The sequence below is a fragment of the Isoptericola croceus genome, from assembly GCF_029382255.1.
In the GTDB taxonomy this organism is placed as follows: domain Bacteria; phylum Actinomycetota; class Actinomycetes; order Actinomycetales; family Cellulomonadaceae; genus Isoptericola; species Isoptericola croceus.
On sequence record NZ_JARLLG010000125.1, the window covers coordinates 1 to 280 of the forward strand.

Here is a 280-nt window from a genome sequence, read left to right on the forward strand (position 1 = left end):
GTGCGGGCGGCCATGTAGGAGAGGATGGGCATCAACGAAGGGAATACGCCGTACCTGCTGGAGTGATGCTCCGCGACCCAGACCGAATCGAAGCCCAACTCTTCGGCAAACTCGGCCTGTTCCAGGGCTTCACCATATATCCGGCTCTGGGCGCTGGTGTCTTTCTCGGTCCACGAGGCGAGAATAAACAGGGCAAATTTCATTTGGGCCCGGACCTCCCGTAGTCGATGTTTCCCGTGGGAGTATATAGGACATTAAGCCCCGGCGGAATCGGCAGATC

1 protein-coding gene is annotated in these 280 nt (G+C 57.9%); it reads right to left on the bottom strand.

The genetic code is table 11. The annotated features are described in order from the left end of the window. On the bottom strand, nucleotides 1–203 hold a 203-nt coding region (locus PZC42_RS20915; RefSeq protein ID WP_277214021.1), incomplete at its 3' end, for an LLM class flavin-dependent oxidoreductase. Nucleotides 204–280: the final 77 nt, after the last annotated feature.